Annotated in this window: 30 protein-coding genes; all 30 read right to left on the bottom strand. The window is 56.0% G+C overall.

What is annotated here, in order from left to right:
- Positions 1-28: 28 nt before the first annotated feature.
- Complete coding sequence (locus FW760_RS17225; protein WP_003186012.1) at positions 29-1,030, bottom strand: DNA-directed RNA polymerase subunit alpha; 1,002 nt, start codon at positions 1,028-1,030, stop codon at positions 29-31.
- 22 nt (positions 1,031-1,052) lie between these two features.
- The gene (gene rpsD, locus FW760_RS17220) at positions 1,053-1,673 is read right to left on the bottom strand and encodes a 30S ribosomal protein S4 (protein ID WP_043861923.1); all 621 of its coding nucleotides are present in this window, start codon (positions 1,671-1,673) and stop codon (positions 1,053-1,055) included.
- Positions 1,674-1,688: 15 nt separating this feature from the next.
- Positions 1,689-2,078: a 30S ribosomal protein S11 gene (gene rpsK, locus FW760_RS17215; protein ID WP_002555466.1), complete on the bottom strand. Its 390-nt coding sequence runs from the start codon at positions 2,076-2,078 to the stop codon at positions 1,689-1,691.
- Between the two features lie 30 nt (positions 2,079-2,108).
- Positions 2,109-2,465, bottom strand: coding sequence for a 30S ribosomal protein S13 (rpsM, locus tag FW760_RS17210; RefSeq protein ID WP_043861924.1), 357 nt, complete (start codon positions 2,463-2,465; stop codon positions 2,109-2,111).
- A 131-nt stretch (positions 2,466-2,596) separates the two neighbouring features.
- Positions 2,597-2,713 carry a 50S ribosomal protein L36 gene (gene rpmJ / locus FW760_RS17205; RefSeq protein WP_002555468.1) on the bottom strand — a complete coding sequence of 39 codons (117 nt, stop codon included), beginning with the start codon at positions 2,711-2,713 and terminating at the stop codon, positions 2,597-2,599.
- A gap of 28 nt (positions 2,714-2,741) precedes the next feature.
- Complete coding sequence (secY, locus tag FW760_RS17200) at positions 2,742-4,073, bottom strand: preprotein translocase subunit SecY (RefSeq protein WP_043861925.1); 1,332 nt, start codon at positions 4,071-4,073, stop codon at positions 2,742-2,744.
- Entirely contained in the window at positions 4,074-4,508 is a 435-nt protein-coding gene (gene rplO, locus FW760_RS17195) for a 50S ribosomal protein L15 (protein ID WP_010220318.1), read from the bottom strand.
- A 3-nt stretch (positions 4,509-4,511) separates the two neighbouring features.
- Positions 4,512-4,688 carry a 50S ribosomal protein L30 gene (gene rpmD, locus FW760_RS17190; RefSeq protein ID WP_010220317.1) on the bottom strand — a complete coding sequence of 59 codons (177 nt, stop codon included), beginning with the start codon at positions 4,686-4,688 and terminating at the stop codon, positions 4,512-4,514.
- A 2-nt stretch (positions 4,689-4,690) separates the two neighbouring features.
- Positions 4,691-5,191 (bottom strand): 30S ribosomal protein S5, encoded by a 501-nt coding sequence (rpsE, locus tag FW760_RS17185; RefSeq protein WP_043861926.1) that lies wholly within the window; start codon positions 5,189-5,191, stop codon positions 4,691-4,693.
- A gap of 3 nt (positions 5,192-5,194) precedes the next feature.
- A complete protein-coding gene (gene rplR / locus FW760_RS17180; protein ID WP_043861927.1) occupies positions 5,195-5,545 on the bottom strand; it encodes a 50S ribosomal protein L18 in 351 nt (116 codons plus the stop codon).
- A 10-nt stretch (positions 5,546-5,555) separates the two neighbouring features.
- Positions 5,556-6,089, bottom strand: coding sequence for a 50S ribosomal protein L6 (rplF, locus tag FW760_RS17175; RefSeq protein ID WP_043861928.1), 534 nt, complete (start codon positions 6,087-6,089; stop codon positions 5,556-5,558).
- A 12-nt stretch (positions 6,090-6,101) separates the two neighbouring features.
- Complete coding sequence (rpsH, locus tag FW760_RS17170) at positions 6,102-6,494, bottom strand: 30S ribosomal protein S8 (protein ID WP_010220313.1); 393 nt, start codon at positions 6,492-6,494, stop codon at positions 6,102-6,104.
- A gap of 208 nt (positions 6,495-6,702) precedes the next feature.
- A complete protein-coding gene (rpsN, locus tag FW760_RS17165; RefSeq protein ID WP_043861929.1) occupies positions 6,703-7,008 on the bottom strand; it encodes a 30S ribosomal protein S14 in 306 nt (101 codons plus the stop codon).
- Between the two features lie 13 nt (positions 7,009-7,021).
- Positions 7,022-7,561 (bottom strand): 50S ribosomal protein L5, encoded by a 540-nt coding sequence (rplE, locus tag FW760_RS17160; RefSeq protein WP_043861930.1) that lies wholly within the window; start codon positions 7,559-7,561, stop codon positions 7,022-7,024.
- A 20-nt stretch (positions 7,562-7,581) separates the two neighbouring features.
- On the bottom strand, positions 7,582-7,896 hold the full coding sequence (gene rplX / locus FW760_RS17155) for a 50S ribosomal protein L24 (protein WP_008374158.1): 315 nt from the start codon (positions 7,894-7,896) through the stop codon (positions 7,582-7,584).
- A gap of 11 nt (positions 7,897-7,907) precedes the next feature.
- Entirely contained in the window at positions 7,908-8,276 is a 369-nt protein-coding gene (gene rplN, locus FW760_RS17150; RefSeq protein WP_002555479.1) for a 50S ribosomal protein L14, read from the bottom strand.
- Positions 8,277-8,299: 23 nt separating this feature from the next.
- A complete protein-coding gene (gene rpsQ / locus FW760_RS17145; RefSeq protein ID WP_008374160.1) occupies positions 8,300-8,566 on the bottom strand; it encodes a 30S ribosomal protein S17 in 267 nt (88 codons plus the stop codon).
- 2 nt (positions 8,567-8,568) lie between these two features.
- A complete protein-coding gene (gene rpmC / locus FW760_RS17140) occupies positions 8,569-8,760 on the bottom strand; it encodes a 50S ribosomal protein L29 (RefSeq protein ID WP_002555481.1) in 192 nt (63 codons plus the stop codon).
- Positions 8,760-9,173 (bottom strand): 50S ribosomal protein L16, encoded by a 414-nt coding sequence (gene rplP, locus FW760_RS17135; RefSeq protein WP_003255479.1) that lies wholly within the window; start codon positions 9,171-9,173, stop codon positions 8,760-8,762. Before rplP ends, rpmC begins: the two co-directional genes overlap by 1 nt.
- 12 nt (positions 9,174-9,185) lie before the next feature.
- Positions 9,186-9,872 carry a 30S ribosomal protein S3 gene (gene rpsC, locus FW760_RS17130; protein ID WP_010220308.1) on the bottom strand — a complete coding sequence of 229 codons (687 nt, stop codon included), beginning with the start codon at positions 9,870-9,872 and terminating at the stop codon, positions 9,186-9,188.
- Between the two features lie 13 nt (positions 9,873-9,885).
- The gene (rplV, locus tag FW760_RS17125) at positions 9,886-10,218 is read right to left on the bottom strand and encodes a 50S ribosomal protein L22 (protein ID WP_003103908.1); all 333 of its coding nucleotides are present in this window, start codon (positions 10,216-10,218) and stop codon (positions 9,886-9,888) included.
- 11 nt (positions 10,219-10,229) lie between these two features.
- Complete coding sequence (gene rpsS, locus FW760_RS17120) at positions 10,230-10,505, bottom strand: 30S ribosomal protein S19 (protein ID WP_002555486.1); 276 nt, start codon at positions 10,503-10,505, stop codon at positions 10,230-10,232.
- 16 nt (positions 10,506-10,521) lie between these two features.
- A complete protein-coding gene (gene rplB, locus FW760_RS17115) occupies positions 10,522-11,346 on the bottom strand; it encodes a 50S ribosomal protein L2 (protein WP_078481646.1) in 825 nt (274 codons plus the stop codon).
- A gap of 14 nt (positions 11,347-11,360) precedes the next feature.
- A complete protein-coding gene (rplW, locus tag FW760_RS17110) occupies positions 11,361-11,660 on the bottom strand; it encodes a 50S ribosomal protein L23 (RefSeq protein ID WP_009397515.1) in 300 nt (99 codons plus the stop codon).
- Positions 11,657-12,259: a 50S ribosomal protein L4 gene (rplD, locus tag FW760_RS17105; RefSeq protein WP_010220305.1), complete on the bottom strand. Its 603-nt coding sequence runs from the start codon at positions 12,257-12,259 to the stop codon at positions 11,657-11,659. Before rplD ends, rplW begins: the two co-directional genes overlap by 4 nt.
- A 12-nt stretch (positions 12,260-12,271) precedes the next feature.
- Positions 12,272-12,907, bottom strand: a complete 636-nt coding sequence (gene rplC, locus FW760_RS17100) for a 50S ribosomal protein L3 (protein WP_043861931.1) — start codon at positions 12,905-12,907, stop codon at positions 12,272-12,274.
- Between the two features lie 81 nt (positions 12,908-12,988).
- Positions 12,989-13,300 carry a 30S ribosomal protein S10 gene (gene rpsJ / locus FW760_RS17095; protein WP_003186070.1) on the bottom strand — a complete coding sequence of 104 codons (312 nt, stop codon included), beginning with the start codon at positions 13,298-13,300 and terminating at the stop codon, positions 12,989-12,991.
- A gap of 143 nt (positions 13,301-13,443) precedes the next feature.
- Positions 13,444-14,637, bottom strand: a complete 1,194-nt coding sequence (tuf, locus tag FW760_RS17090; protein WP_043861932.1) for an elongation factor Tu — start codon at positions 14,635-14,637, stop codon at positions 13,444-13,446.
- A gap of 30 nt (positions 14,638-14,667) precedes the next feature.
- A complete protein-coding gene (gene fusA / locus FW760_RS17085) occupies positions 14,668-16,815 on the bottom strand; it encodes an elongation factor G (RefSeq protein ID WP_043861933.1) in 2,148 nt (715 codons plus the stop codon).
- A gap of 30 nt (positions 16,816-16,845) precedes the next feature.
- Positions 16,846-17,316 carry a 30S ribosomal protein S7 gene (rpsG, locus tag FW760_RS17080; RefSeq protein ID WP_008089143.1) on the bottom strand — a complete coding sequence of 157 codons (471 nt, stop codon included), beginning with the start codon at positions 17,314-17,316 and terminating at the stop codon, positions 16,846-16,848.
- Positions 17,317-17,343: the final 27 nt, after the last annotated feature.

The following is a 17,343-nucleotide window of genomic DNA, read 5'->3' as shown; positions in this document are numbered from 1 at the left end:
CAAACACTACGTTCGGTGATTACGACGATCAGGCAGTCGCCTTGTCGTCCTTCTTAAGACTTGCAGGCGGCCAGTTGTCGAGGCGCATGCCGAGGGACAGACCACGGGAGGCCAGAACGTCCTTGATTTCGGTCAAGGATTTCTTGCCCAGGTTCGGAGTCTTCAACAGTTCTACTTCGGTACGCTGAATCAGGTCGCCGATGTAGTAAATGTTCTCCGCCTTAAGGCAGTTGGCCGAACGCACGGTCAATTCCAGATCGTCAACCGGACGAAGCAGGATCGGATCGATCTCGTCTTCCTGTTCGACTACCACTGGTTCGCTGTCACCCTTGAGGTCGACGAATGCAGCCAACTGCTGTTGCAGGATGGTTGCAGCACGACGGATTGCCTCTTCAGGATCCAGAGTACCGTTGGTTTCCAGATCAATAACCAGCTTGTCCAGGTTAGTACGCTGCTCGACACGGGCGTTTTCCACCACGTATGCGATACGGCGAACCGGGCTGAACGAAGAGTCGAGCTGCAAGCGACCAATGCTGCGGCTTTCGTCTTCATCGCTCTGACGCGAATCGGCCGGTTCATAACCACGACCACGAGCTACGGTGAGCTTCATGTTCAAGGCGCCATTGGACGCCAGGTTAGCGATTACGTGATCGGGGTTAACGATCTCGACATCATGATCCAGCTGAATATCGGCAGCGGTAACCACCCCCGAACCCTTCTTCGACAAGGTCAGCGTAACTTCGTCACGACCGTGCAGTTTGATAGCCAGGCCTTTCAGGTTCAACAGGATTTCAATGACGTCTTCCTGAACACCTTCGATGGCGGAGTACTCGTGGAGTACACCGTCGATCTCGGCCTCGACTACTGCACAGCCAGGCATGGAGGACAACAGGATGCGGCGCAGCGCGTTGCCCAGGGTATGGCCAAAACCACGCTCGAGAGGCTCGAGAGTGATTTTAGCGCGGGTTGGACTGACGACCTGCACATCGATGTGGCGGGGCGTCAGGAACTCATTTACCGAAATCTGCATGGATGCACCTATTTTCTAGCCCTTACTTGGAGTAGAGCTCGACAATCAGGCTTTCGTTGATGTCGGCAGACAGATCACTGCGAGCAGGAACGTTCTTGAAAACGCCCGACTTCTTCGCGGTGTCTACATCTACCCACTCAACGCGGCCACGCTGGGCGCACAGTTCAAGGGCTTGAACAATGCGCAGCTGGTTCAGCGACTTCTCGCGAACCGCGACCACGTCACCCGGACGAACTTGGTAGGACGGAACGTTTACAGTCTTGCCGTTAACGCTGATCGCTTTGTGCGAAACCAGCTGACGGGATTCGGCACGAGTAGCGCCAAAGCCCATACGATAAACGACGTTATCCAGACGGCATTCGAGCAGTTGCAGCAGGTTCTCACCAGTAGCGCCCTTCGAGGAGGCCGCTTGCTTGTAGTAACCGCTGAACTGACGCTCGAGCACGCCGTAGATACGACGGACTTTTTGCTTTTCACGCAGCTGGGTGCCGTAGTCGGACTGACGACCGCGGCGCTGACCGTGAATACCTGGGGCTGCTTCGATGTTGCACTTCGATTCCAGAGCGCGAACGCCGCTCTTCAGGAACAGATCGGTGCCTTCACGACGAGACAGTTTGCATTTTGGACCAATGTAACGTGCCATTTATCTGTCTCCTGATTACACGCGGCGCTTCTTCGGCGGACGGCACCCGTTATGCGGGATTGGCGTCACGTCGGTGATGCTGGCGATCTTGTAGCCACAGCCGTTCAGAGCACGAACAGCGGACTCACGACCTGGACCTGGACCCTTGACGTTGACGTCGAGGTTCTTCAGACCATATTCCAGCGCAGCTTGACCAGCACGCTCAGCAGCTACTTGAGCAGCGAACGGGGTGGACTTGCGGGAACCGCGGAAACCCGAACCGCCGGAGGTAGCCCAGGACAGGGCGTTACCTTGACGATCGGTAATGGTCACGATGGTGTTGTTAAAGGACGCATGGATGTGGGCGATGCCATCAACCACTGTCTTTTTAACTTTTTTACGAGGACGAGCAGCAGGTTTTGCCATGTCTATATTCCTGTCGATTCGCTGGTGCGATTACTTGCGGATCGGCTTACGCGGACCTTTACGGGTACGCGCGTTGGTCTTGGTACGCTGACCGCGTACTGGCAGACCCCGACGATGACGCAGGCCGCGATAGCAACCCAGGTCCATCAACCGCTTGATTTTCATGTTGATGTCGCGACGCAGGTCACCTTCAGTGGTGAACTTCGCAACTTCGCTACGCAGCTGTTCAATCTGCTCGTCGCTCAGATCTTTGATCTTCACGGCTGGGTTGACCCCAGTGTCTGCACAGATTTTCTGTGCAGTTGTGCGACCGACACCATAGATGTAGGTCAGCGAGATAACAGTGTGCTTGTTATCTGGAATGTTAACGCCTGCAATACGGGCCATTCAGTGGGACTCCAATTGACAGCTACCTACGCCCCGGAAGCCAAGAAATAGGGCGCGAGATAATATCGCTGTAGAAACAAATAATCAACCCAGCAGCGCACTAGCTGCTGGGTTTGAAGCACAGATCACACTCAGCCTTGGCGCTGCTTGTGACGTGGTTCCGCGCTGCAAATCACTCGCACAACACCTTCGCGGCGAATAATTTTGCAGTTACGGCACAGCTTTTTCACCGATGCACGAACTTTCATCACCAACTCCTCGAACCTTAAGGGTCTCTCAGCGCAGCATTCCGCTGCCACCGTAGCCTTTCAGGTTGGCTTTCTTCATCAGGGATTCGTACTGGTGCGAAACGAGGTGCGATTGTACTTGGGACATGAAGTCCATCACAACCACTACCACAATCAGCAACGAGGTCCCGCCAAGGTAGAACGGAACGTTTGCCGCTACCACCAGGAACTGGGGCAACAGACACACGGCCGTCATATAAAGAGCACCGAACATGGTCAAGCGGGTCAGAACGCCATCAATGTAGCGCGCCGACTGCTCGCCTGGACGGATGCCCGGAATAAAGGCACCGGACTTCTTCAGGTTTTCCGCTACGTCTTTCGGATTGAACATCAACGCCGTATAGAAGAAGCAGAAGAAAATAATCCCTGCACTAAACAGCAGAATATTCAACGGCTGACCAGGAGCGATCGACTGCGAGATGTCCTGCAGCCAGCCCATACCTTCAGACTGACCAAACCAGGCACCCAGCGAAGCCGGGAACAGCAAAATGCTGCTTGCGAAGATGGCTGGGATGACCCCGGCCATGTTCACCTTCAGCGGCAAGTGGCTAGTCTGCGCAGCGAAGACCTTGCGGCCCTGCTGACGCTTGGCGTAGTGAACGGCGATTCGACGCTGACCACGCTCAATGAACACCACAAAACCGATAATCGCTACTGCCAGCAAACCGATAGCGACCAGAGCGAAAATGTTGATATCGCCCGTACGTGCAGACTCGAAAGACTGCCCGATTGCTCTCGGAAGACCGGCGACGATACCTGCGAAAATCAACATCGAGATACCGTTGCCTACACCGCGCTCCGTGATTTGCTCACCCAGCCACATCATGAACATCGCACCTGCCACAAACGTGGAGACAGCGACGAAATGGAAGCCAAAGTCAGCAGAAAACGCTACACCCTGACCGGCCAGGCCGATGGACATGCCAACAGCCTGGACCAGCGCCAGGATAACGGTGCCGTAGCGGGTGTACTGGCTGATCTTGCGACGGCCAGCTTCACCTTCCTTCTTCAACTGCTCCAGCTGCGGGCTGACGGCGGTCATCAGCTGCATGATGATCGATGCCGAAATGTACGGCATGATCCCCAGTGCAAAGATGCTCATCCGTTCCAGCGCGCCGCCGGAAAACATGTTGAACAAGCTAAGAATGGTCCCCTCATTCTGTCGAAACAGTTCCGCCAGCCGGTCCGGGTTGATGCCTGGAACTGGGATGTGTGCGCCTATCCGATAGACGATGATCGCCAGAAACAGAAAACGCAGACGAGCCCAAAGTTCAGACATCCCGCCTTTACCGAGCGAAGAGAGAGCACCTTGCTTAGCCATTTATTCCTCGAACTTGCCGCCAGCTGCTTCGATAGCCGCACGCGCACCTTTGGTGGCTGCGATACCCTTGATGGTGACCGCGCGAGTAACTTCGCCGGACAGCATGATTTTCACACGCTGTACGTTTTGGTTAATCACGTTGGCATCCTTCAAGGATTGCACGGTGACAACGTCGCCTTCCACTTTGGCCAGCTCGGACAGACGCACTTCTGCGCGGTCCATGGCTTTCAGGGAAACGAAGCCGAATTTCGGCAGACGACGGTGCAGCGGCTGTTGACCGCCTTCAAAGCCTGGAGCGATGGTGCCACCGGAGCGGGAGGTCTGACCTTTGTGGCCGCGGCCACCGGTCTTGCCCAAACCACTACCGATACCACGACCCGGACGATGCTTCTCGCGACGGGAACCCGGCGCTGGACTCAGATCATTGAGTTTCATCGATTAACCCTCGACGCGCAGCATGTAGTAAGCCTTGTTGATCATCCCGCGATTCTCGGGAGTATCCAGGACTTCTACAGTGTGACCGATGCGGCGCAGACCCAGACCCTTAACACACAGTTTGTGGTTAGGGAGACGGCCGGCGGTGCTTTTGATCAGCGTTACTTTGACGGTAGCCATGATCAGCGGATCTCCTCGACGCTCTTGCCGCGCTTGGCAGCAATGGATTCAGGAGATTGCATAGCCTTCAGACCCTTGAAAGTGGCATGAACCACGTTCACTGGGTTGGTCGAGCCGTAGCACTTGGCCAGGACGTTCTGAACGCCAGCAACTTCCAGGACAGCACGCATCGCGCCACCGGCGATGATACCGGTACCGTCGGAAGCAGGCTGCATGTACACCTTCGAAGCGCCGTGGGCGGACTTGGTGGCGTACTGCAGAGTGGTGCCGTTCAGGTCTACCTGAATCATGTTGCGACGGGCAGCTTCCATGGCTTTCTGGATCGCAGCAGGTACTTCGCGCGATTTGCCACGGCCGAAACCAACGCGACCCTTGCCATCACCTACCACGGTCAACGCGGTGAAGGTGAAGATACGGCCGCCTTTTACGGTTTTGGCTACGCGGTTAACTTGAACCAGCTTCTCGATGTAGCCTTCGTCGCGCTTTTGATCGTTATTTGACATAACTTAGAACTCCAGTCCGCCTTCACGAGCACCATCTGCCAGCGCTTTAACGCGGCCGTGGTACTTGAAGCCAGAACGGTCAAAGGCAACTTGAGATACACCGGCGGCTTTCGCGCGCTCAGCTACCAGCTTGCCAACCTTAGTGGCCGCGTCGATGTTGCCAGTGGCGCCATCACGCAGGTCTTTGTCCAAAGTCGAGGCGCTGGCCAGGACTTTGCTGCCGTCGGCCGAAATGACCTGGGCATAGATGTGCTGCGAGGAGCGGAACACGCAGAGACGCACGACTTCGAGTTCGTGCATTTTCAGGCGTGCTTTGCGAGCGCGACGCAGTCGAGTAACTTTTTTGTCGGTCATTTGCTATGCCCTACTTCTTCTTGGCTTCTTTACGACGGACGACTTCGTCCGCGTAACGCACACCCTTGCCTTTGTACGGCTCTGGTGGACGGAAGTCGCGGATTTCAGCGGCCACCTGACCTACCAGCTGCTTGTCGATACCCTTGATCAGGATGTCGGTCTGGCTAGGGGTCTCAGCGGTGATGCCCTCAGGCAGTTCATAATCCACTGGGTGCGAGAAGCCGAGCGCCAGGTTCAGCACGGTGCCCTTGGCTTGCGCCTTGTAACCAACACCGACCAGCTGGAGCTTGCGCTCGAAGCCTTGGCTTACGCCCTGGACCATGTTGTTCACGAGTGCACGGGTAGTGCCGGCCATTGCGCGAGTTTGTTGGTCGCCGTTGCGAGCAGCGAAACGCAGCTCACCAGCTTCTTCAACAACTTCAACGGACGAGTGAACGTTCAGTTCGAGAGTGCCCTTGGCACCCTTCACCGAAAGCTGTTGGCCGACGAATTTGACTTCGACACCGGCTGGCAGCTTAACGGGGTTCTTAGCGACGCGAGACATGCTTATCCCCCCTTAGAACACTGTGCAGAGTACTTCGCCGCCGACACCGGCAGCGCGCGCAGCACGATCAGTCATCACACCTTTGTTGGTGGAGACGATAGACACGCCCAGACCGCCACGTACTTTCGGCAGCTCTTCGACGGACTTGTACTGACGCAGGCCTGGACGACTTACGCGCTTGACTTCCTCGATGACCGGACGGCCTTCGAAGTATTTCAGCTCGATGGACAGCGAAGGTTTGACTTCACTGCTGACCTGATAACCCGCGATGTAACCTTCGTCTTTCAGAACTTTGGCTACAGCCACCTTCAGGGTCGAGGACGGCATGCTTACGACGGACTTTTCAGCCATCTGGGCATTACGGATTCGAGTTAGCATGTCCGCTAACGGGTCCTGCATACTCATGGGCTAGACGCTCCTGATACAAGAAAAATTAGCCTTTCGGCTACTACAGTCACCTGATCGCAACGGGCAAAAAACCCGGGCTCAGGTGAGCCGGTCATTCTAGACACATCCCAGAAACGAAACAAGCCCCATAAGGGGCTTGTTTCGTTGCAAGATCACCGGCGGTCGGAAGATCACTCCCCCGCCGCCAGGGCCCTGCCGGTACGTCTTACCAGCTGGCTTTGACCAGACCTGGAACGTCACCGCGCATTGCTGCTTCACGCAGCTTGTTACGGCCGAGGCCGAACTTGCGGTAAACGCCGTGCGGACGACCGGTGATGCGGCAGCGGTTACGCATGCGCGAGGCGCTTGCGTCACGTGGCTGCTTCTGCAGAGCGATCGAGGCTGCCCAACGTTCTTCTGGAGTTGCATTCAGATTAACGATGGTAGCTTTGAGCTCAGCACGCTTCTTGGCGTATTTAGCAACCGTGAGCTGACGCTTCAGCTCGCGGTTTTTCATGCTCTTCTTGGCCATTTTCCTACTCCAATCAGTTGCGGAACGGGAATTTGAAAGCGCGCAGCAGAGCGCGACCTTCGTCATCCGTACGAGCAGTGGTGGTCAGGGTAATGTCCAGACCGCGCAGAGCATCGATCTTGTCGTAGTCGATTTCCGGGAAGATGATCTGCTCTTTCACGCCCATGCTGTAGTTGCCACGACCGTCGAAGGACTTGGCATTCAGGCCGCGGAAGTCGCGAACCCGAGGCAGGGAGATCGCCAGCAGGCGGTCCAGGAATTCGTACATACGATCACGGCGCAGAGTGACTTTGACGCCGATCGGCCAGCCCTCACGGACTTTGAAGCCCGCGATGGATTTCCGAGCGAAAGTCACAACGGCTTTTTGACCGGTGATCTTCTCGAGGTCAGCTACAGCGTGCTCGATGACTTTCTTGTCGCCGACAGCTTCGCCCAGACCCATGTTCAGGGTGATCTTGGTAACGCGCGGAACTTCCATCACGTTCGCCAGCTTAAGTTCTTCCTTAAGCTTGGGAGCAATTTCCTTCCGGTAAATCTCTTTCAGTCGTGCCATGGTCTTCTACCTAGCAGTGTTCAAGCATCAACCGCTTTTTGGGTCGACTTGAAGACACGAATTTTTTTGCCTTCTTCTACTTTGAAACCAACGCGGTCAGCCTTGTTGGTTTCGCCGTTGAAGATGGCGACGTTGGAAGCGTGCAGTGGCGCTTCTTTCTCGACGATACCGCCTTGTACGCCCGACATAGGGTTAGGCTTGGTATGACGCTTCACCAGGTTGATCCCACCAACGACCAGACGGTCGTCAGCGAGAACCTTGAGCACCTTACCGCGCTTACCTTTGTCTTTGCCGGCGATCACGATGATCTCGTCGTCACGACGAATCTTTTGCATGTCGGATCTCCTTACAGCACTTCTGGGGCGAGCGAGACGATCTTCATGAACTTCTCAGTACGAAGTTCACGGGTCACTGGCCCAAAGATACGGGTGCCGATCGGCTCTTGCTTGTTGTTCAGCAGAACAGCAGCATTGCCATCAAAGCGGATGATGGAGCCGTCAGCACGACGGACACCGTGGCGAGTGCGGACTACAACAGCAGTCATCACCTGGCCTTTCTTTACTTTACCGCGAGGAATTGCTTCCTTGACGGTTACCTTGATGATGTCACCGATACCGGCGTAGCGACGGTGCGAACCGCCGAGCACCTTGATGCACATGACGCGACGAGCGCCGCTGTTATCGGCCACATCGAGCATGGATTGAGTCTGAATCATAAAATTTCTCCGACCCCTAGCCCTTAGACTTCAACAGCGCGTTCGAGAACTTCAACCAGTGCCCAGGACTTGGTCTTGGCCAGCGGACGAGTCTCGCGGATGGAGACCTTGTCGCCGATGTGGCACTGGTTGGTTTCGTCGTGCGCGTGCAGCTTAGTCGAACGCTTAACGTATTTACCGTAGATCGGGTGCTTTACGCGACGCTCGATCAGTACGGTGATGGTTTTGTCCATCTTGTCGCTGACGACACGGCCAGTCAGCGTACGGACGGTTTTTTCAGCTTCAGCCATGATCACTTACCTGCCTGCTGGTTGAGCACAGTTTTCACGCGAGCGATGTCACGCTTAACTTGCGAGAGCAGGTGCGACTGCCCCAACTGGCCAGTTGCCTTCTGCATACGCAGATTGAACTGGTCGCGCAGCAAGCCGAGCAGTTGCTCGTTCAGCTGCTGTGCTGATTTTTCACGAAGTTCATTCGCTTTCATCACATCACCGTCCGCTTAACAAAGGAGGTGGCGAGAGGCAGCTTTGCAGCCGCCAAGGCGAATGCCTCACGCGCCAGCTCTTCAGAAACACCCTCGATCTCGTACAGGACCTTGCCTGGCTGGATCTGGGCAACCCAGTACTCCACGGAACCCTTACCTTTACCCATCCGCACTTCGAGAGGCTTCTTGGAGATCGGCTTGTCCGGGAATACACGGATCCAGATCTTGCCGCCACGTTTTACGTGACGGGTCAGGGCACGACGTGCCGATTCGATCTGGCGAGCGGTGAGACGACCGCGAGCAACAGCTTTCAGAGCAAACTCGCCGAAGCTGACTTTGCTACCGCGCAGTGCCAGACCACGGTTGTGGCCAGTCATCTGCTTGCGGAATTTTGTACGCTTTGGTTGCAACATTTGGCGTACCCCTTACTTAGCAGCTTTTTTACGAGGCGCTGGTGCTTGTGGTTTCAGTTCTTCTTGGCGACCACCAATAACTTCGCCTTTGAAAATCCAAACCTTCACACCGATCACACCGTAAGTGGTGTGAGCTTCGTAAGTGGCATAGTCGATGTCGGCACGCAGGGTGTGCAGTGGCACACGACCTTCGCGATACCATTCAGTACGTGCGATTTCAGCACCGCCGAGACGACCGCTCACCTGGATCTTGATGCCCTTGGCACCAATACGCATGGCGTTCTGTACGGCGCGCTTCATGGCGCGACGGAACATCACACGACGCTCCAGCTGCTGAGCTACGCTCTGAGCTACCAGCATACCGTCGAGTTCCGGCTTGCGGATCTCTTCGATATTGATGTGCACAGGCACACCCATTTGCTTGGTCAGGTCCTGACGCAGTTTCTCAACATCTTCACCTTTCTTCCCGATAACGATACCTGGACGAGCGGTGTGGATGGTGATGCGTGCAGTTTGAGCCGGACGATGGATATCGATACGGCTAACGGACGCGCTTTTTAGTTTGTCTTGGAGGTACTCACGCACATTCAGATCTGCGAGCAAATAGTCCGCATAAGTCCGACCGTCTGCGTACCAGACGGAGGTGTGCTCCTTGACGATTCCCAGGCGAATGCCAGTGGGATGTACTTTCTGACCCATCTGATCGACTCCGTTACTTGTCCGCAACCTTGACAGTGATATGGCAAGACCGCTTGACGATGCGATCAGCGCGGCCTTTGGCACGCGGCATGATGCGCTTCAGCGAACGCCCTTCGTTGACGAAAACGGTGGAGACCTTCAGGTCATCAACGTCTGCGCCTTCGTTATGCTCGGCGTTGGCTACGGCCGACTCGAGGACTTTCTTCATGATTTCAGCGGCTTTTTTGCTGCTGAAGGCCAACAGGTTGAGCGCTTCGCCCACCTTCTTCCCGCGGATCTGGTCGGCGACCAAGCGGGCTTTCTGGGCGGAGATGCGAGCGCCCGACAACTTAGCGGCTACTTCCATTTCCTTACCCCTTAACGCTTGGCTTTCTTGTCAGCCACGTGCCCGCGGTAGGTGCGGGTACCGGCGAACTCGCCCAGTTTATGGCCGACCATGTCTTCGTTCACGAGAACTGGGACGTGTTGGCGACCGTTGTGTACCGCGATGGTCAGACCGACCATTTGTGGCAGGATCATCGAACGGCGCGACCAGGTCTTAACTGGTTTGCGATCGTTCTTTTCCGCCGCCACTTCGATCTTCTTCAGTAGGTGAAGATCGATAAAAGGACCTTTTTTCAGAGAACGTGGCACTGTCGTATCCCTCTATTTACTTGCGACGACGGACGATCATTTTGTCGGTACGCTTATTACCACGAGTCTTCGCGCCCTTAGTCGGGAAGCCCCATGGCGATACCGGATGACGACCACCGGAGGTACGACCTTCACCACCACCATGTGGGTGGTCAACCGGGTTCATGGCAACACCACGAACGGTTGGGCGAACGCCACGCCAGCGTTTGGCACCAGCTTTACCCAGCGAACGCAGGCTGTGCTCGGAGTTCGAGACTTCGCCCAGGGTCGCACGGCACTCAGCCAGGACTTTACGCATTTCACCAGAGCGCAGACGCAGGGTCACATAGACACCTTCGCGAGCGATCAGCTGAGCCGAAGCACCAGCGGAACGAGCGATCTGTGCACCTTTGCCCGGCTTCAGTTCGATGCCGTGAATGGTGCTACCCACTGGAATGTTGCGCAGTTGCAGGGAGTTGCCTGGCTTGATTGGAGCCAGAGCACCTGCGATCAGCTGGTCGCCAGCACTCACGCCTTTAGGGGCGATGATGTAGCGGCGCTCGCCGTCTGCGTAGCAGAGCAGTGCGATGTGAGCAGTACGGTTCGGGTCGTATTCGATACGCTCGACAGTGGCGACGATGCCGTCCTTGTCGTTGCGACGGAAGTCGACCATACGGTAATGCTGCTTATGACCACCACCTACGTGACGCGTAGTGATGCGGCCATTGTTGTTACGACCACCAGACTTCGATTTCTTCTCGAGCAGCGGTGCGTGAGGAGCGCCTTTATGCAGCTCCTTGTTGACCACCTTGACCACGAAACGGCGGCCAGGGGAAGTCGGTTTGCATTTAACGATTGCCATGATGCACCCCTTCCTTACTCAGCACTGCTGCTGAAATCGAGATCTTGGCCGGGTTGAAGGGAGATGATCGCCTTCTTCCAGTCATTACGCTTGCCCAGACCGCGAGCGGTACGCTTGGTCTTACCCAGAACGTTCAGGGTAGTCACGCTTTCCACTTTCACGCTGAACAGGCTTTCGACGGCCTTCTTGATTTCCAGCTTGGTTGCGTCGGTAGCAACCTTGAAAACGAACTGGCCTTTCTTGTCAGCCAGAACCGTGGCCTTCTCGGAAACGTGCGGGCCAAGTAGAACTTTAAATACGCGTTCCTGGTTCATCCCAGCAGCTCCTCGAATTTCTTCACGGCCGACACGGTGATCAACACCTTGTCGTATGCGATCAGACTGACCGGATCGGAACCCTGTACGTCACGTACGTCGACGTGCGGCAGGTTGCGAGCAGCCAGGTACAGATTCTGATCAACAGCATCAGAAACGATCAGTACGTCGCTCAGACCCATGCCGTTCAGTTTGTTCAGCAGGTCTTTGGTTTTCGGTGCTTCAACAGCGAAGTCCTGAACCACGACCAGACGGTCGGTACGCACCAGCTCGGCGAGGATGGAACGCATTGCTGCGCGGTACATCTTCTTGTTGAGCTTCTGCGAGTGGTCTTGAGGACGAGCTGCGAAAGTGGTACCGCCGCCACGCCAGATTGGGCTACGGATAGTACCGGCACGAGCGCGGCCAGTGCCTTTCTGACGCCATGGGCGCTTGCCGCCACCAGCAACGTCGGAACGGGTTTTCTGCTGCTTGGTGCCCTGACGGCCGCCGGCCATGTAGGCCACGACTGCTTGGTGTACCAGCGTCTCGTTGAATTCGCCGCCGAAAGTCAGTTCGGAAACTTCGATCGCTTGAGCGTCATTTACATTTAGTTGCATGTCAGCTTCCCCTTAACCGCGAGCCTTGGCAGCCGGACGCACAACCAGATTGCCGCCAGTAGCGCCAGGAACGGCACCCTTGACCAGCAACAGATTGCGTTCAGCGTCGACGCGCACTACTTCGAGGGACTGAACGGTCACGCGCTCGGCGCCCATGTGACCGGACATTTTTTTGCCCTTGAATACACGACCAGGAGTCTGGCACTGGCCGATAGAGCCCGGGACGCGGTGGGAAACGGAGTTACCGTGGGTATTGTCTTGACCGCGGAAATTCCAACGCTTGATGGTACCGGCAAAGCCTTTACCTTTCGACTGACCGGTAACGTCTACCATTTGGCCAGCAGCGAAGATTTCTGCATTGATCAAGTCGCCAGCCTGGTACTCGCCTTCTTCAAGACGGAATTCCCAGACACCGCGACCAGCGGCAACGTTCGCTTTAGCGAAGTGACCTGCTTGAGCAGCAGTCACACGCGAAGCGCGACGCTCGCCAACAGTGACTTGCACTGCGCGATAGCCATCAGTTTCTTCGGTTTTGAACTGGGTGACGCGATTCGGCTCGATCTCAATGACCGTGACCGGAATGGAGACACCTTCTTCGGTGAAAATACGGGTCATACCGCATTTACGACCGACTACACCAATAGTCATGTTGTAAACCTCATGAGTGTACGGGGCTTTCACCCGCTATGGCCGCCCATTTCAGAGCGTTACACGACTAAGACCCGAGTCTTAGCCGAGGCTGATCTGCACTTCCACGCCTGCCGCAAGATCGAGCTTCATAAGAGCATCAACGGTTTTATCCGTTGGCTGGACGATGTCCAGTACGCGCTTATGAGTACGGATCTCGTACTGGTCACGCGCGTCTTTGTTGACGTGCGGGGAGACCAGAACGGTGAACCGCTCTTTACGGGTAGGCAGTGGAATTGGACCACGCACTTGAGCACCAGTACGTTTCGCGGTTTCCACGATTTCCTGGGTGGATTGGTCGATCAGGCGATGGTCAAAAGCCTTCAACCTGATACGGATTTGCTGATTTTGCATTGGATTTCAGACTCCAGGCTGCTATTCCCACCGGGCGCACTACGCCCGTTAAAAGGAGGCGTGATTCTATAGACACCCCCACTGAGTGTCAACCCAATAAAAAAGCCCCCGCAAAAGCGGGGGCCTTTCTAAACGATCAACGATTACTCGATGATTTTGGCTACGACGCCGGCGCCGACGGTACGACCGCCTTCACGGATAGCGAAGCGCAGACCATCTTCCATCGCGATGGTCTTGATCAGAGTGACAGTCATCTGGATGTTGTCACCTGGCATTACCATTTCAACGCCTTCTGGCAGCTCGCAGTTACCAGTCACGTCAGTAGTACGGAAGTAGAACTGTGGACGGTAGCCTTTGAAGAACGGAGTGTGACGGCCGCCTTCTTCCTTGCTCAGAACATAGACTTCTGCGGTGAACTTGGTGTGCGGCTTGACCGAACCTGGCTTGACCAGAACCTGGCCACGCTCAACGTCGTCACGCTTGGTGCCGCGCAGCAGCACGCCGCAGTTCTCGCCAGCACGACCTTCGTCCAGCAGCTTGCGGAACATCTCAACACCGGTGCAGGTGGTGGTGGTGGTGTCACGCAGACCAACGATTTCCAGGGCGTCTTGAACGCGGACGATGCCACGCTCGATACGACCGGTAACAACGGTACCACGACCCGAGATCGAGAATACGTCTTCGATTGGCATCAGGAACGGCTTGTCGATAGCGCGCTCAGGCTCTGGGATGTAGGTATCCAGAGTCTCAACCAGCTTCTTGACAGCGGTGGTGCCCATTTCGTTGTCGTCTTTGCCTTCCAGCGCCATACGAGCCGAACCGATGATGATCGGGGTATCGTCGCCTGGGAAGTCGTAGGTGGACAGCAGGTCGCGAACTTCCATCTCGACCAGTTCCAGCAGCTCAGCGTCGTCTACCAGGTCAGCCTTGTTCAGGAAGACCACGATGTACGGAACGCCAACCTGACGGGACAGCAGGATGTGCTCACGGGTTTGTGGCATCGGACCATCGGCGGCCGAGCAAACCAGGATCGCGCCGTCCATCTGGGCAGCACCGGTGATCATGTTCTTCACGTAGTCAGCGTGACCTGGGCAGTCGACGTGAGCGTAGTGACGAATGGTCGAGTTGTACTCAACGTGAGCGGTGTTGATGGTGATACCGCGAGCTTTCTCTTCTGGAGCGCTGTCGATCTTGTCGAATTCAACGACTGCGGAACCGAAAACTTCGGAGCAGACGCGAGTCAGAGCTGCGGTCAGAGTGGTTTTACCGTGGTCAACGTGACCGATGGTGCCAACGTTGACGTGCGGAAGGGAACGATCAAATTTTTCTTTAGCCACGACAATTAACTCCTAGCCTAAAGGACTGAATCAGCCTTGTTTTTTAACGAGCGCTTCGACGATGTTCGACGGAGCCTCAGCGTATTTGGAGAATTCCATGGAGTAGCTCGCGCGACCCTGGGACATGGAACGAACGTCGGTCGCATAACCGAACATCTCTCCGAGCGGAACTTCAGCACGGACAACCTTGCCGGACACCGAATCTTCCATACCCTGGATCAGACCACGACGACGGTTCAGGTCACCCATCACGTCACCCATGTAGTCCTCAGGGGTCACAACTTCTACCTTCATGATCGGCTCAAGCACCTTACCGCCGCCTTTGGCTGCGAGTTGCTTGGTCGCCATGGAGGCCGCCACCTTGAACGCCATCTCGTTAGAGTCGACGTCGTGGTAGGAACCATCAAACACGGTTGCCTTCAGGCCGATCAGCGGATAGCCGGCAACAATGCCGTTCTTCATCTGCTCTTCGATACCCTTCTGGATCGCCGGGATGTATTCCTTCGGAACCACACCACCCACAACCTCGTTGGTGAAAACCAGGCCTTCGGTGATGTTGCCGTGTGCGTCCACGTCTGGCTGCGAGAAGCGGATCCAGCAGTGACCGAACTGACCGCGACCACCGGACTGACGAACGAACTTGCCTTCGATTTCGACGTTGTCTTTGGTGATCTGCTCGCGATAGGAAACCTGCGGCTTACCGATGTTGGCTTCGACGTTGAATTCGCGCTTCATGCGGTCAACGAGGATGTCCAGGTGAAGCTCGCCCATACCCGAGATGATGGTCTGGCCGGTTTCTTCGTCGGTCTTGACGCGGAACGACGGGTCTTCCTGAGCCAGCTTGCCCAGTGCGATACCCATCTTTTCCTGGTCCTGCTTGGTTTTCGGCTCGACAGCTACCGAAATCACAGGCTCAGGGAAGTCCATACGCTCGAGGATGATCGGCTTGTCGGCGTTGCACAGGGTGTCACCAGTGGTGACGTCCTTCATGCCGATCAGAGCAGCGATGTCGCCGGCCAGTACTTCCTTGATTTCTTCACGCTGGTTGGCGTGCATCTGCACCATACGACCAACGCGCTCTTTCTTGCCCTTGACCGAGTTGATCACGGAGTCGCCGGACTGCAGCATACCCGAGTAAACACGGACAAAAGTCAGAGTACCAACGAACGGGTCGGTGGCAATCTTGAACGCCAGAGCCGAGAACGGCTCGTTGTCGTCGGCATGACGCTCGTCGTAGTCGGCGTCGACCAGCTCTTCCTTTGGCTTCTCGATCAGGTCAGGGTGGATACCCTTGATCGCAGGAATCTCGGTAGGAGCAGGCAGGAAGTCGATAACGGCGTCGAGAACCAGGGGAACGCCCTTGTTCTTGAACGACGAACCACAGACAGCCGGAACGATCTCGCTGGCCAGGGTACGCGCGCGCAGACCGGCCTTGATTTCTTCGACGGTCAGCTCTTCGCCTTCCAGGTACTTGTTCATCAGCTCTTCGCTGGACTCGGCAGCCGCTTCAACCATGTTGGAGCGCCACTCTTGAGCCAGCTCCAGCATATCGGCAGGAATTTCTTCCTCGCGATAGGTGGTGCCTTTGTCGTCTTCGTTCCAGTAGATAGCCTTCATCTTGATCAGATCGACCTGACCCTGGAAGTTCTCTTCCGAACCGATGGCCAGCTGAACAGGAACCGGGGTGTGACCCAGACGGTTCTTGATCTGACCTACGACGCGCAGGAAGTTGGCACCGGCACGGTCCATCTTGTTCACGTATACAACACGTGGAACGCCGTACTTGTTGGCTTGACGCCATACGGTTTCGGACTGTGGCTCAACGCCGGAGGTACCGCAGAACACAACGACAGCGCCGTCGAGTACACGCAGCGAACGCTCAACTTCAATGGTGAAGTCAACGTGGCCGGGGGTATCGATGACGTTTACGCGGTAGTTGTCATACTGACCCTTGGAGCCTTTCCAGAAGGTAGTGACAGCAGCGGAGGTAATGGTGATACCCCGCTCCTGCTCCTGCACCATCCAGTCGGTGGTCGCGGCGCCATCATGCACCTCGCCCAGTTTGTGGCTCAGGCCTGTGTAGAACAGGATCCGCTCGGTAGTAGTGGTCTTGCCCGCGTCAACGTGCGCGCAAATACCAATGTTACGGTAGCGGTTGATTGGTGTAGTACGAGCCATAGAGCCCTCGCAAAAATAGTGATGCCTGAATTAGAAGCGGTAGTGCGAGAACGCTTTGTTGGCTTCGGCCATACGGTGTACGTCTTCACGCTTCTTGACTGCAGCACCTTTGCCTTCAGCAGCATCCAGCAATTCGCCGGCCAGGCGCAGGGCCATAGACTTCTCGCCGCGCTTGCGCGCGTAGTCTACCAACCAGCGCATTGCCAGGGCGTTACGACGGGACGGACGAACTTCGACCGGAACCTGGTAAGTAGCACCGCCAACACGGCGCGACTTCACTTCGACCAGCGGAGCGATGGCGTCGAGAGCTTTCTCGAAGATTTCCAGGGGATCGCTGTTCTTGCGTTCTTTGACCTTGTCCAGCGCACCGTAAACGATACGCTCGGCAACGGCCTTCTTGCCGCTTTCCATCACGTGGTTCATGAACTTGGCGAGAATCTGCGATCCGTATTTTGGATCGTCCAGAATCTCACGCTTGGCTGCTACACGACGTCTTGGCATTGATAAGCCCTCAAACGGTCTTCAGGT

Source organism: Pseudomonas sp. 1176_21, from assembly GCF_052850635.1.
The sequence above is the reverse complement of the archived record's forward strand: the minus strand, read 5'-3'. Positions and strand labels throughout refer to the sequence as shown.